Source organism: Haladaptatus sp. HS23 (assembly GCF_056892285.1).
Genome location: NZ_JBXGLH010000004.1, coordinates 305,510 through 318,624, shown reverse-complemented (window position 1 = coordinate 318,624; position 13,115 = coordinate 305,510). Strand labels below are relative to the sequence as shown.

Sequence of the window (13,115 nt, the reverse complement as noted above, 5' to 3'; positions counted from 1 at the left end):
GTCAATATTCGAATCGAAGAATCGTTCGCCAAACACTAAAACATCTGACCGGCCCATCTATTTCCGATGTCTGGCGCACACAGTCCGACCGATTCCGGAGACGGTGGAGAATCGACTCGACGGAGCGATTTCCTCCGGAAGGTCCCCGACCCGACGTACCTCTTCCTCCTCGGTTTCATCTCGATTCCCGGCTATCTGTTCCCCCCGCTTCGACCCCTCAAACGATTCGCTCTGTTCTTCCTCTTCGGAATGTGGCCGCTCGTCCGCGGCGTCCTCCCCTCGTTCGGCGAGGACGTGGAAGACCCGACCGATTGGATAGCTATCGGCGGAACATCGTACACGTGGCGGGTGCGTCTGTCACTCCTCCTGCTTCAGTTGAACCCGTTCGTGTTCGTACAGGGCGTGCTTCAGTTCGCCGGACACGTCCCGACACTCCTCCGATACCGTGGCCGGTTGCCGAACCCCGACCGATTCGAGCAGTCGGGGTCCTACCGGTTGCCGTTCGGTGATGGTGCGGTCGGGGATGGGTCCACTGATGGAGATGGTGTGACAGCAATGAACGGCGGAACGTGGACAGTCGTCAACGGAAGTCCCACCCGCGAACACTCCCATTCGTGGAGTATCCTCACCCAGCGATACGCCTACGACTTCGTCATAACGGACGAAGAGGGCCACACTCACGTCGGCGACGGGTCGCGCCCGGAGCAGTACTACTGCTACGGCGAACCGATACTCGCACCCGCGGACGGCGTCGTCGTCGCAGCACACGACGGCCATCGTGACGGACCTCGCGCCGGTGGATGGCTCGACCTGCGCCAGCGTAACATCCTCGGTAACTACGTCACCTTCGAACACGCGAACGGTGAGTACAGCGTGTTGGCACACCTTCAGTGCGGGAGCGTCGCGGTTACCGAGGGCGACCGCGTAGAGCGCGGACAGCGAGTCGGTCGCTGTGGCCACTCCGGCAATTCGACCGAACCCCACCTCCACTTCCACGTCCAAGACCGCCCGAACTTCTATCTCGGAATGGGACTACCGATTCGGTTCGACGGCGTTCGAACGACGACGGAAAACGATACCGAAGGAGATCGGACGGTGAGCGACGAAGAAGCCGCGGAGAGGAGGTACATATCCGCCGGACAGCGCGTGGTTTCGAACTCGGAGTGAGAACGGTCACTCCTCCCCGCGAAGTCGATGGAGGGAGAGTCCCGTTCCGATGAAACCCGAAATCGCCGTCAACACTCCCAAACCGTCCTGTCCGTCGGGGGACGTGGTTTTCGTTCCCGCGCCGCTCGCCCCCGACTCGGCGGTCGTGTCACGGGTCGATTCGCTCGTCGTGTCCGTCGTTTTCGAATCCGACGTGGTGACCGTAGTCCCTGTCGTTCGTGCGTTGGTCGTGGTTCGTGCACCGGTCGTGGTTCGTGTCCCGGTGGTTTTCGTCGTTTTTTGCGTCGTCGTTTCCGTCCCACCCGACCTGCGACAGCGACCAGCGTGAATGACGACCGGACGTTCCATGTCGAGCGACCGCCAGCGATATCCCGCCGAATCGGCGGCGAGAACGTTCCACTCCTCGACCGGTCCGACGTAGTTTCGGTTCACGTGTTGTCTGTACAACCGCGCCGCGGCGTTGAACGCGGGGTCGATGGTCACGGTATCGTCGGGGGTGATTCCTCGGAACGCGCCGCCGTCGGCACCTCCGCCGTGATGGGAATCTCCCGCCCACGTCCAATCGACCTGCCATCCGTCGTCGGATTCCGCGAAGGTGTCGTAGTTGGTCGAGGCATCGTACTGGTCGTCCGTCACCGCCCACGTCCCATCGTCCGGAAGTCCCGAGAGCTGGAACGTGACGGACCCACCGCCCTCGCTGCCGCGCTTTCCGTGCATGAAGACGAGGCTCGTCCCCTCCGGACCGCGGTAGAGATAGAGGACGCTGTTTCCAGCCTGTTCGAGCGCGGTTGCGGGACCGTACGCGCTGTACCACCCTTGTGGGTCCGTGTCCGACGAGCGGTAGTCGTAGAACTTCTCGACCGGCATATCGGACGTGACAACCCCGAGCGGAACGCAGGTGTCGCCCTGTTCGAGGATGAATCCCGAAGGGCGGATGGACCCGTTCGAGAAGGACCAATCGCCACCGTCTGCGCTTCCCGTCCCGTCACTGACCGCGCCGACTCCGCCGAATGTGCTTCCCGCTCCGACGGCGCTGGCGGTCGCGAGGAGGAACGTTCGCCGGTCGAGTCCGTCCCGTGTCGAATCCGTCATGCTGCGTGGCAAGTCGTCTTCGGCGGGAGGGGGCGACTGGCGAGCGGAACCGGAAGTCGAGGCGATTTCGGCGTCATTCCGAGACCACCCTGAGCGCGGACGGAAGCCGTCGGTACACCCCGGTCACGGCCTGCATGCGGGTCGCCTTCCGCTGGACCGTGTGGTAGGCGACCGGTTCCGGACCGAACTTCGACTTGTACCGACAGAGGCGGGGCAGGTTCGCGCCGACGAGGTCGTACCGGGACAGCCCTCGCTCCCGTGCGTCCTGAATGATGTGCCAGTCGAGCAGGTCGTTGATGGGCACGTCGAGGTCGTGTTTCGCACCACCCTGCCACCGGTAGATGGTGTCCCCGCCCTCGAGCGTGACCATGCCGCCGAGGATTTCGCCGCCGCGCTCGCAGACGTAGGGACGAACGCACCCTTCGGGCAGTCGCTCGTACAGTTCGGTGACGAACGGGGGGTCGATGCGGTATTCCTTTCCCTGTGCCGCGTGGCGGTCCTGAATCTGGCCGATGACCGCCTCGATACCTTCGACGCCCGCCTCCCGAATGGTACAGTCGTCGTCGCGGTTCCGGACGTTGCTTCGGGCGTCCCGACTGAACCCCATCAGCAGGTCCTCTTCCGTCAAATCGAGGATGTACGTGTACGACGGCGAGACGTCGAACCCGTTCCACGAGAAGGGTCGGAGGTCGGTGTACCCATCCACGGTCCGAACGTCCACGTAGTGCGGGTCGATTTCGTCGTCTATCCACGACAGACAGCCGTCGATGAACGACCGGTGTCGGCGTTCCGCCTTCCGCTGTTTCAGCTTCGAGAAGTTGAGCAACGCCGGGCCGAGGTAGTACACTTCGAGGTGTGGCGGCGGCGAGTACACCATCCGAAACGGTCCCTTCGTCGTCTCGAAAATCGGGAAGATGCCGACCGGTTCCTGTCCCTTGTAGCCGACGAGGAGTCGTAGCTCCGCGTTCGCCGTTTCGGCGAGGTGCGTGAGCGCCTCGCGTCGATGAAACGGGGTCGTTTCGTCCGATCTGTCCACGAACGAATTCCATCGTTCGAGCGTGCTGTCGTCCGCTTCCTTTACGTCTATTGTCATGCGTGTTATTCCAAGTAGCCGAGTGCCGCGAGTCGGTTCTCCATCCGCTCCTCGGATGTGGTCGATTCGTCCGATTCCGTCGTGTGGGCCGATTGGGTCGCGCGTTCGGAATCAGCGTCCTCCTGTCGTTGTGTCGAGTACGAACGCTTGCCGACGAACTCGACGGGGGACAACACCTCGCCGTCCATCTCGGTGCTCATCGGAACGCCGAACAGGGCGAGGAGCGTCGGCGTCACGTCGAAGAGGTGGGCGTTTTCGAGGGGTCCATCGACGCCGTCACCTGCCATCGCGACGACGCCGTTTCGCTTGTGGTTCCACGGTTGTCCCGGTTCGGCGAACTCGCTCCCCGAAAGCTCCGCCGAGAGGAAGTGGTCGAAGTCGGCCGGGATTGTGACGATATCGACCGCCCGGTCGGCGTCCGGCCCGTCGAAGTACGCTTCCCGACGGGCGACGTCCTCGAACAACGGTTCCCCGTCCGGCGTTTCGACGCCTTCGAGGAGGGAGATGAGTTCCGTTCGCAGCGATTCGTATCGCTCCGGCGGGACCACGCCGTCGGGGTCGCGGCCTTCTAAATTGATGCGAACGCCACACTCGATTCTGGCCCGCATGTACGCCTCCGAGGCCGGGAAGTCCACCTGCCTGCCGCTCGCTCGGACGACGCCCGAGGGGACGTGTTCGGAGGCGAAGTCCCGAAGTCCGACCGCCGACAGCAGTTTCCCCGCCCGACTGGTCGTGATGCCGTAGTCGGCGGCGACGGAGGTTAACCGGCGGACCAGGCTTCGATTTTCCGTCCCTTCGTCGTCCGCGCCCGAACCACCGCGAAGCCGCGATTCCCGCGTCGGAACCCACGAGGGCATTCCGTCGCCACCCTGCGTCACCGACGCGTAGTCGTGCTCCGCGAGGAACTCGTTGACGTAGAAGCCGGTGCCCGTCATCTCGCCCATGCCGTGGTCGCTGACGACGAGAACGGTGTCCGGGTCCGTCGCGTCGAGGACGCGTCCGACCTGTTCGTCCACCGCTTCGTACACCGCCCGAACCGTCTCCTGCTCGCCGGGGAACTCGTGGAACACCGTGTCCGTCTGCTGGAACTGGAGGAAGCCGAAGTCGGGGTCGTACCGGTCCGCGAGCAGGCAGAACGCCTCCCCGCGCATCTCCACCACGCCGCGATACTCGTCCGCGGCCTCCTCGGGCGAGACGTCCGTCGTTTCGGGGTAAACCCGATACTCGCCCATCTCCTCTCGGAGGTCGGAGAGCAGGTCCGGCGGGTGACATCGCGGGGCGTCGGGAGCCATGTACCCCGGCACGAGCGCGCCGTCGAACTCCCGCGGTGGATGCGTGACCGGGACGTTGACGACGACGCTCGTGAGTCCCTGTCGGGAGAGGTGTTCCCAAACCGACGTGGCGCGAACGTCCGACCCATCGACGACGTTCCAGTCGTAGCCGTCGTAGTCCAGAAAGCTGAACACGCCGTGCTTACCCGGATTGACGCCCGTGAACAGCGACGGCCACGCGCTCGGCGTCCACGGCGGGAGTTGCGACTCCAACGGCCCGGAAACCCCGTCGTCGAAAATCGAGCGGAGGTTCGGCAGTCTCCCCGCCGAAAACAGCGGGTCGAGAATCGGCAGACAGGCCCCGTCCAGACCGAGCACCAGCGTCTGCAAACCGCCGTCCTCGCTCATTGGTCGTCACCTCCGCCCTCGGCCGTCGGGAGCCTGATGAGGGGTTTGTCCGGGGATTGTGAGGGAGAGCGGTCGAATTCCCAATCGTCGTCCGTTTCCGTGGCGTCGCACAGTTGCTTCGTGACCGGCATCTCCAGCAGGGTCAACAGCGTGTAGAGTTCGACGGTGTTGTCCTCGCCGTCCAAGTGGTCGCGGTAGCTTCGCCGCACGCCCTCCCAATCGAGGAGCGGATGGGAGTCGATGAGTTCGCGGTTTTCGGCGAGCGCGTCCCGAACGAACCCGTTGCTCCGGACGAACTCCTCGTCGCTCGGCCACGGGCCGTGGGTAGACCACGGCGTTGGCGGGGTCTCCGCACCGAAATGCTTCCACCGGAGCGCGTTCAGGTGCTTACCGAGGTATTCGACCGGGAACGAGCGGTTCGTCGGAACGCCGGACTCCGAATGGGGGACCTCGGCGAGACGCGAGTCGAGTCGCTCGATTGCCCGGTGAACGATGTTGCGCCGGAGTTGATATTTGACCGGCATCGAGAGATGCAGGTCGATGAGACGGTTGTCGAGGAACGGCGTTCGATACGGACCGAGCTGTCTGAGGCTGTTCGTGTAGATGAGTTCGGTGTCGTTCGACAGCGGGTAGTAGTCGCTACAGAGGACGAGTTCCCGAATCGACGGATACCGAACCCCGTGGTGGTCGATTTCGCCGTCGGCAGTCACGGAGATGTTCTCGCGGAGGACGGTTTCGAGGTCCACGTTCCCGACGAGATACTCCGGCACGTCGGCCGCTCGTTGTTCGATGAACTCGTCTATCGTCCGTATCGGTGTTTCGAACGGCAGCGTCACCTTTCCCAGCGAACCGAGTGACACCTTCGGCGATGGAATCGAGTGGCCCTTGAACAGCGTGTCCGCGTACAGCCCGGATATGAGGGTGTCCACTGACCCCGTGATTTCGTCGGCGAACGCCGTCGGGTAGCCCTGTTTGTACCAGCCATCGAAGTTCGAGAGCGAGGGATTTTCCGCGAGCGAGCGTCGTCTGTACTCCTCGTTCCGGAGGAGGAGACGAAACTCGTTTCCGGCGGCGGTGGCGACCCCCTTCGCGACGCGCGCCTCGCGGTTGGGCCAGTCGTTCATGTGAAAGCCGACGATGGGACGGTCCATCGCGGCCATGATGAGCCGCGAATCGCTTCCCCCACTCAACAACAGACCGTATTCCCGGTCGTCGCGTACCCACTCGGAAAGCACCCGCTGGAACCGGTCGACGAACTCCTCCACGAAATACTCGAACGGTTCGTCCTTCGGCGTGTACCGGGGCCGCCAATATCGACGGGACTCCGTCGACAGTCCGTCGAGGTCGACGGCCGTAACGGTCCCGGGCGGAAGCCGTTCGATACCCGAAAGCGGCGTCGTCACGCCGAACGACCGCTTGAACGCGAGAAATTCGGCAAGGTAGTCGCGGTCGAACTCGGGGTCGACGCCGGGGAATCGGGCGAGCGCCTGTATGTCGGTCGAACACAGCAGCGTGTCGTCGGCGCGCGTGTGAAAGAGCGGATACGACCCCAATCTATCGGTGAGCAGGAAGACGGTTCGCTCCTCCCGGTCGTAGATTATTCCGGCAAAATCACCGTTCAGGCCGTGGACGAAGTCGATACCGTACGATTCGTACAGGTTCGCACAGTACGTCGGGGTGTCGATGGACGCCGGTCGTGGCTGATATTCCCCGTTTCGCTCAACGCCGTACACTTCGCCGAGAACCCACACCAACGCGTCGTTCGTGACGGTTTCGACGGGCTGTTCGTTCGCTAATCCGGGGTGGAATCCGGCGCTCACTGCGACCGTCTCGTCGGCGAACGTCTCGGCTTGTTCCCCGTCTCCTTCCTGCACGCTCGGAAACGCGTCTAAGCCGGCCGTACGGTCGCCGAAGGCACCGAACAACCCAGTCATGTGTCAGTGCCTCCCGGCTCACACCGGATTCCGTTCCCTCCAACAACACTCGCGTAGCCGTCGGTAGTCCGACCGTTCGACGGCGACAGATGGGCGACCCGTTCACCGGAACGGCACCCTAACTCGATTCGGCGAGGACTTTCCTTCATCCGTTCTCACTGAAATGTAACTGGCGACGCCGAACCATTGTTATTCGCGGCCTGCATGGATATCCGCGATTCGAGCGTTCGAGTAGCCCCGACGGACCGAGGAGAAGAAGGTGCCTACTCGTGCGGTAGGGAGTCTCTTCGGATTCGTCATTCATCCCAAATTAGGCGATAAGCACACGCTAAACGGTCAGTAACCGGACGTTTAACCGGTTTATAGCTATACGTATCGTCCGTATTCGGTTGGGTGGGGATACACGATGCCCCAACCACAACAAAGCGGAGATGACCGAAACGACGGACGTCACCGAACCGAACGGAAGAAAACGACCGAACGGAACGGTGCGGACCAGCAAACCGAGACGGGTCGTCGAACGAACGACGCACAGGCGTCGAGTTGGCTCGCACGGACCGGTCTCATGACCGGCCTGATAGCCATCGGATTCGTGTTGTTGCTGTTCGCACTCGGCCAAGCAGTCGGGTTCGACCTACTGGGACTGTTCGCTGATGCGGTCAGTTCCCAGACGGGGCGATGGCTCGTCGTGGCCTTCTTCGCCCTACTCCTCATCGGAGTGGCAGAGCGGGGACTTCGTGGCAAGCTGCGCCACATCTAACGCTCCCGGCTCTTTTTGTGAAAACGTGAACGTCGTGGCACGCAGTTCTCCTCAGTCAGTTCTGATGTTGCTCGTTGCACACGCACAGGTGACTGTCGGGTCGAGAACGTCTCCTATCGGCATCGCCTCGCCGCAGTCGGTACAAACGACGTGTGGCGTCGAACGACGTCGTCGCTCTCGATAGTACTCTACTGCCTGTGTTCCGATAATCGCCGCTGCACCTGCTCCGACTGCGCCGATCAGTACCGTGTCCAGTGTGGGTTCGCGTGCCATGGTGAGGCAAGGATGGGCCAGTACCTTAAATATGATGCCGAATTCATCTCAAATAATCATTTCGGCCGACACATTCGGACGGGTCGCAAGCGGTTCTTATAAAAACAGGTTCGTCGTAGGGATATTCACGATGTTATCCCTCACGGGTTCCGTCGTCGGCTTCATCGTGAACCTGCTCATCGGTGCCCTCGGCATCTACATCGGTGCGCGGGTCGTCACGGGAACGGACGACTACGGCTACGCACTCATCACGGCAATAGTCGGCACAGTCATCGGTGGAATCGTCGCAGTACTCATCGGGTGGTTGTTCGGATGGCTCATCGTCCTCGTCGCGTGGATTTGGGTCATCAACTGGCGCTATCCCGGCGGGTGGGGCAACGCCATCGGAATCGGCCTCATCGCATGGCTCTCGGTCGTCGTCATCACCTACGCGTTGGTCTTCCTCGGCGTCCTGACGTCCACCGCGCTCGGTATCCCGGCGATCTAATCCCCCAACTCTTCTCCGATCAAATCGACCGCGTTTCTGACGGCACCGACCGACGAGAGATAGCCAGCGCCGACCGTCGCTTTGAGCGCCTTCGCCGCCGTCCCCGTGAGGACGGTCGGCCCGATTTGTGCCACTGCACCGTCACCCACCGAGACGAGCCATCCCGGCGAGTCGAAGGTGAACTGGTCGAGACGCGGGTCGAACACGTCGTCGCCCTCGACCAATCGGACGATGTTCTTCGCCACGACGCGGGCCTCCCGGACGGCGGATTGGGCGCTCGCCGGGACCGCCTCGCCGTCGCCGTCGACCACCCGTGCGGCGTCCCCGACGACGAAGGTTCCGTCCCCGAGTCGGAGCGTGCTATCGACGGTGGCCCGGTCGCCGCCCATCGCGTCGGGGCCGCGAATCCCGCCCGTCCAGACGAACTCGTCGTAGGCGAGGGTTTCGCCGCTTTCCAACGTAATCGCGTCGTCGTCAGCGTTGGAGACGGCCGTTCCGGTGCGTATCTCGATGTCTCGTTTTTCGAGTTGGTTCCGAACCGCGTCCTGAAAGTTCGCCGGGAACGCGGGTGCTACACGGTCGAACTGTTCGAGTAGAACGATTTCGACGTTCATCCCCTCCTCGTCCGCGAGGGCGGCCAATTCCCCGGCGACTTGAACCCCTGAGAGTCCCGCACCGCCGACCACGACGCGCCCGCCGTCGGCCGAAAGAAAGCCCTCCCGAATCTCGCGGGCGTGTTCGAGGCGCTTCAGGGGAAGCGCGTGTTCCTCGACGCCCGGAAGGTCGTAGAACGCGGTTTCGGCACCGAGACAGACGGCGGCGTAGTCGTATTCCAATTCGCCGTCTTCGAGGGCAACGCGCTTTTCGTCCGGGTCAACGGATTCGACGCGTGTTTCCCGAACCTCGCAGTCGAGGACGTCGGTCAGCGGAATCGAGATTTGGTCCGCGAGCGAGGGACGACGGATGACGCGGTGGAGTTCGTGTTGAACGAGGTGTTCGCCCGTCTCCTCGACCACGACGACGTTCTCGTCCGCGGACAGCTTCGTTTCGAGTTTTCGGGCGAGGGACAGACCGGCATAGCCAGCGCCGAGAACTGCGATATCCATAGGAGAACAACGGACGGTGGGGCTAAAGGCCTACTCCCCACTCAAACAGGGGTTCGGGACCTCAGAACAGCGCGTCGTCTTCGGGAAGGATTTCGGCCGGGCCGCCGACCTTCCAACGCATCGTCTCGACGCCACAGTCGGCGACGACCTCTTCGACGTAGTCGGCGTGCTCGGCCGTCGTGTTGACGTACACGCTCGCTCCCGTGTCGGTGGAGTAGTAGACCGGGATTCCCTCGTCGTTGCGGAGCGACCGAATCGCATCGAAGATTTCCAGCGTCTCGGGCTTCCAGTACACCCATCCCGCCGGGCCGGTCATCGTCGTCGCGGCGAGCGAGAGGGAGTCGTGTTCCGCCGTCTCGAACACGCGGTCGAAGTCGCCGACGCGGAGGGCGTCGCGCATCTCCACGAGTTGGTCGTGGATGTGGGCCAACCGAGCGTCGAACATGTGGCTGTCGGCGGCCTCGCGGTGTGCTTCCTCGGTTTCCTTGTAGGCCGGGACGAGTCCCGCGATGATTCGAACGTCGTCTTCGAGCGGCGATTCGAGTCGCTCCGAACGGCAGTCGTGGTCGTTCAGGCCCATGTGCAGGTCCGAAAAACCGCCCGTCACGGCGCGAGCGGCGGAGGAGGACCCGAGGCGTGCGATGGTCGAGATGTCCGGATGCGAGAGGTCGAGTCCGGCGGCCTCCACGGCGGCCGTCGCGGCGGCGGCGAACCCGGACGACGACGACCCGAGACCGACGTTGGAGGGGAAACTGTTCTCGCTCTCCAGTCTGGCGCGAGTGTCGATTTCCGCTAGCTCGCGTACGCGGGAAATCACAGTACGAACGCGGTCCGCCGCGTGGCCGGTTAGCTCCTCGCCGTCGACGACGAAGGTGTCGGACTCGAGCGACTCGTCGAATTCGACCGTCGTCTTCGTGTGACTCGGCGCGGTGCAGACGCTGATGCTGTCGTGGTACGGGTATCGCTGTTCCTCGTCGCGCATCCCGTGGTACTTGACCAGCCCCTGAATGGGGTGGGCCTTGGCGGTCGCTTTCATACGGAGATGGCTGTGTGACGTGCGTTTAAACTCTCTGGAATACGAGTCGGACGGCGGACGGTTTTCCGGTCGGTCGTCTTAGAAACGACGGGCGATTTCGTAGGCGAGCGTCATCGGCACGAAAACAGCGGCGAGGACGACGGTTATTTCGTCAGTCGTCGGCCCGGACCCGGTCGATGCGCTGTAGAAGTAAAGCGCACCCACCGCGAGAACTCCGACGACTGTGGCGACATAGTTCGGGTCAGTCCACGAGGCGGGGGAGGGTTCGGTGGCCATGTTCTACCCTACGAAATCCGGGTTGTTGGTTCTTTCTTCCGGTTGACGGGTTCGGATTTCCGAAACATCGAATCACTCAAACCGACGCCTTCCGAGAACACGAACATGGGCGTCCCACTCGACACGCGGGAGGAGCAATTGGACGAAATCGTGGACCGACTGTACGACGAGTATCCCGACGCGACCATCTCGCTGAACTTCTCGAACCGCCTCGAACTTCTCGTCGCGGTCATGCTCTCGGCACAGTGTACCGACGAGCGCGTGAACAAGGAGACGGCACACCTGTTCGATAAGTACCAGTCGCCGGAGGACTACGCGAACGCGGACGTGGACGAGTTGGCCGAGGACCTGAACTCGATAACGTACTACAACAACAAGGCGAAGTGGATAAACAGCGCCTGTCGGACCATCATCGAGGAACACGGCGGCGAGGTTCCCGACACGATGAGCGAACTGACCGACCTCACGGGCGTCGGGCGGAAAACCGCGAACGTCGTGTTGCAACACGGCCACGACGTGGTGGAAGGTATCGTCGTGGACACCCACGTCCAGCGTCTCTCACGGCGGTTGGGGTTGACCGAGGAGAAGACGCCAGGGAAAATCGAGTCCGACCTGATGACGTTCGTCCCGGAGGAGGACTGGCAGTGGCTGACCCACCTGTTCATCAGTCACGGTCGGGCGACCTGCACCGCGCGAAATCCCGACTGTGCAGATTGCATCCTCGAAAACATCTGTCCGTCCTCGAAGCTCGACAACGAAATCGACCTCGCCAGCGGCGATGCGTGGAGCTAAGCGGGAATTCGACGGTCAGAGATAGTCCGTGTGCAGAATGAAAAAGCGTGCGACCCCGAGCGTCCACGCGAGCAGCCAGAAGAGTATATAGCCGAAAACGCCGACACGAAGGCGTTTTCGCCACGAATCCATGTCCTCGTGGAGTTCGCTGATGTCGACGGTGGGGTCGGGATTGCCGTACATGTCGTTGGCCAGTTTGACTTGAAAGATTCTGACGATGCCGGTGAGCGCTAGTATCAACATCGCGTATGCCTGCAACCCGAGGAACGCGTGAACCGCGGCGAGTCCGCCGCCGAAGTGGTCGATGAACCGGGGAAGCATCCACGTCAGGAAAGGCACCGTGGTCAACAGCAGTCCGACGACGATGAACTTCAGGTGGCGGGTGAGTACAGCCCACGTCACCGGGTCCGATTCGATAATTATCCACGCGCCGTAGAGATAGAACGGAAAACTCGCCGTCACGACTAGCGCGACCACGGTCGCAATCGCCGCGTCGGATACCATATCGGATGGTTAGACCGAGACGCGTTAAACCGTCCGAAACGCGGGGCAGGTCAGAAGACGTTTTAGCCATCGAAGCGTTAGGTTCGGGTAATGGCTGACTCCGACAGTGGGACGGAGGGTGTGGACGAGACACCAGAGGAATCCCGCGAGGAACTCCGCCGCGAGGTCGACGAGAAGTACGATTTCGAGAACTTCGGCCCCGAGGACATGGCCGAGATGTCGCTCGAAGAGTGGGAGGTCGCCTTCGACCCCGACTCGTGGATTACCGGAACCGAACTCCTCGACCGCGTGGAGGCCGACCTGAAACACCGAATCGCCATCAGGGAGGTGTTCGCCGTCGTCGAACGTATCACCCGTGACGGCGAACCACAATTAGCCGCGTATTCGGACGAGGGATACGCCATCGTCTACCCGGACGGAAGCGTGGAAGGACGGGGGACCGTTCTCCGCGACGTGAAACCCACCGTCGCACTGGCGTCGATGGAGGAGTACGAGGTTCCCGAGTCGACGGAGGACGACCAACTGCCCCAACCGGACGACGTTACCCAGGGGAGCGGCGAACTCGGCAACAAACTGATGCAGACCATCGGTGTGATCCACGTCCTCGGCGGCATCGGCATGTCGTTGGCGTGGCTTCTCATCGTCCTCGGTATCCTTTCCGTCCCCGAATCGGTTCGGGAGGGTGCTCCTCTCTTGGCAGTCGTCGGCGGTGCCTTCTTGGTGTTCGGGCTGTTCGTCCTTCTCATCGTGGCGAACGCCCGGCTTTCCGACAGATTCCGGTCCGAAGAGTATCGAAACAGGCTGCGTTCGGCGGGCGTCGATTCGGGGTCGCGACCCGACTTTCTCCCGCTCGACGAGAACGAGCAGGACGACTGAACACGGCCGAGATGGCTCCAAACGGCCGTTGGTGGCAATC

At 62.5% G+C, this 13,115-nt stretch carries 14 protein-coding genes; 5 read left to right on the top strand and 9 right to left on the bottom strand.

The genetic code is table 11. The features are described from left to right. The first annotated feature begins 66 nt into the window (after positions 1-66). Entirely contained in the window at positions 67-1,167 is a 1,101-nt protein-coding gene (locus AC1XDK_RS14425) for a M23 family metallopeptidase (RefSeq protein ID WP_483350588.1), read from the top strand. Between the two features lie 6 nt (positions 1,168-1,173). Here AC1XDK_RS14425 and AC1XDK_RS14420 read toward each other — a convergent pair whose 3' ends face one another. The 4 genes from AC1XDK_RS14420 to AC1XDK_RS14405 form a co-directional block, all read right to left on the bottom strand. Then, positions 1,174-2,259, bottom strand: coding sequence for a hypothetical protein (locus AC1XDK_RS14420; RefSeq protein ID WP_483350587.1), 1,086 nt, complete (start codon positions 2,257-2,259; stop codon positions 1,174-1,176). 73 nt (positions 2,260-2,332) lie between these two features. Next, on the bottom strand, positions 2,333-3,352 hold the full coding sequence (locus tag AC1XDK_RS14415; RefSeq protein WP_483350586.1) for a lipid II:glycine glycyltransferase FemX: 1,020 nt from the start codon (positions 3,350-3,352) through the stop codon (positions 2,333-2,335). Between the two features lie 5 nt (positions 3,353-3,357). Then, positions 3,358-5,031, bottom strand: coding sequence for an alkaline phosphatase family protein (locus tag AC1XDK_RS14410; RefSeq protein WP_483350585.1), 1,674 nt, complete (start codon positions 5,029-5,031; stop codon positions 3,358-3,360). Next, a complete protein-coding gene (locus AC1XDK_RS14405; protein ID WP_483350584.1) occupies positions 5,028-6,965 on the bottom strand; it encodes an asparagine synthase-related protein in 1,938 nt (645 codons plus the stop codon). The genes AC1XDK_RS14410 and AC1XDK_RS14405 overlap by 4 nt, the downstream gene beginning before the upstream one ends. Before the next feature lie 406 nt (positions 6,966-7,371). Here AC1XDK_RS14405 and AC1XDK_RS14400 point away from each other — a divergent pair, with 406 nt between their 5' ends. Continuing rightward, complete coding sequence (locus AC1XDK_RS14400; protein ID WP_483350583.1) at positions 7,372-7,725, top strand: hypothetical protein; 354 nt, start codon at positions 7,372-7,374, stop codon at positions 7,723-7,725. 51 nt (positions 7,726-7,776) lie between these two features. Here the strand turns inward: AC1XDK_RS14400 and AC1XDK_RS14395 are convergent, their stop codons facing one another. Then, positions 7,777-7,998: a hypothetical protein gene (locus tag AC1XDK_RS14395; protein WP_483350582.1), complete on the bottom strand. Its 222-nt coding sequence runs from the start codon at positions 7,996-7,998 to the stop codon at positions 7,777-7,779. Between the two features lie 130 nt (positions 7,999-8,128). On the opposite strand from AC1XDK_RS14395, the gene AC1XDK_RS14390 reads away from it, so the two are divergent. Next, positions 8,129-8,485, top strand: coding sequence for a hypothetical protein (locus AC1XDK_RS14390; protein WP_483350581.1), 357 nt, complete (start codon positions 8,129-8,131; stop codon positions 8,483-8,485). On the opposite strand, the gene AC1XDK_RS14385 is transcribed toward AC1XDK_RS14390, so the two are convergent. The 3 genes from AC1XDK_RS14385 to AC1XDK_RS14375 form a co-directional block, all read right to left on the bottom strand. Then, positions 8,482-9,591: an NAD(P)/FAD-dependent oxidoreductase gene (locus AC1XDK_RS14385; protein WP_483350580.1), complete on the bottom strand. Its 1,110-nt coding sequence runs from the start codon at positions 9,589-9,591 to the stop codon at positions 8,482-8,484. The genes AC1XDK_RS14390 and AC1XDK_RS14385 overlap by 4 nt on opposite strands. A gap of 61 nt (positions 9,592-9,652) precedes the next feature. Then, entirely contained in the window at positions 9,653-10,627 is a 975-nt protein-coding gene (mvaD, locus tag AC1XDK_RS14380; RefSeq protein WP_483350579.1) for a phosphomevalonate decarboxylase MvaD, read from the bottom strand. Between the two features lie 78 nt (positions 10,628-10,705). Next, positions 10,706-10,903 carry a hypothetical protein gene (locus tag AC1XDK_RS14375; RefSeq protein ID WP_483350578.1) on the bottom strand — a complete coding sequence of 66 codons (198 nt, stop codon included), beginning with the start codon at positions 10,901-10,903 and terminating at the stop codon, positions 10,706-10,708. Positions 10,904-11,008: 105 nt separating this feature from the next. Between AC1XDK_RS14375 and nth the strand changes: the two genes are divergently transcribed. Beyond that, complete coding sequence (nth, locus tag AC1XDK_RS14370; RefSeq protein WP_483350577.1) at positions 11,009-11,695, top strand: endonuclease III; 687 nt, start codon at positions 11,009-11,011, stop codon at positions 11,693-11,695. A 15-nt stretch (positions 11,696-11,710) separates the two neighbouring features. Here the strand turns inward: nth and AC1XDK_RS14365 are convergent, their stop codons facing one another. Next, on the bottom strand, positions 11,711-12,199 hold the full coding sequence (locus tag AC1XDK_RS14365) for a DUF7321 family protein (RefSeq protein WP_483350576.1): 489 nt from the start codon (positions 12,197-12,199) through the stop codon (positions 11,711-11,713). 90 nt (positions 12,200-12,289) lie between these two features. Here AC1XDK_RS14365 and AC1XDK_RS14360 point away from each other — a divergent pair, with 90 nt between their 5' ends. After that, positions 12,290-13,075 (top strand): DUF7319 domain-containing protein, encoded by a 786-nt coding sequence (locus AC1XDK_RS14360; protein WP_483350575.1) that lies wholly within the window; start codon positions 12,290-12,292, stop codon positions 13,073-13,075. The last annotated feature ends 40 nt before the right edge of the window (positions 13,076-13,115 follow it).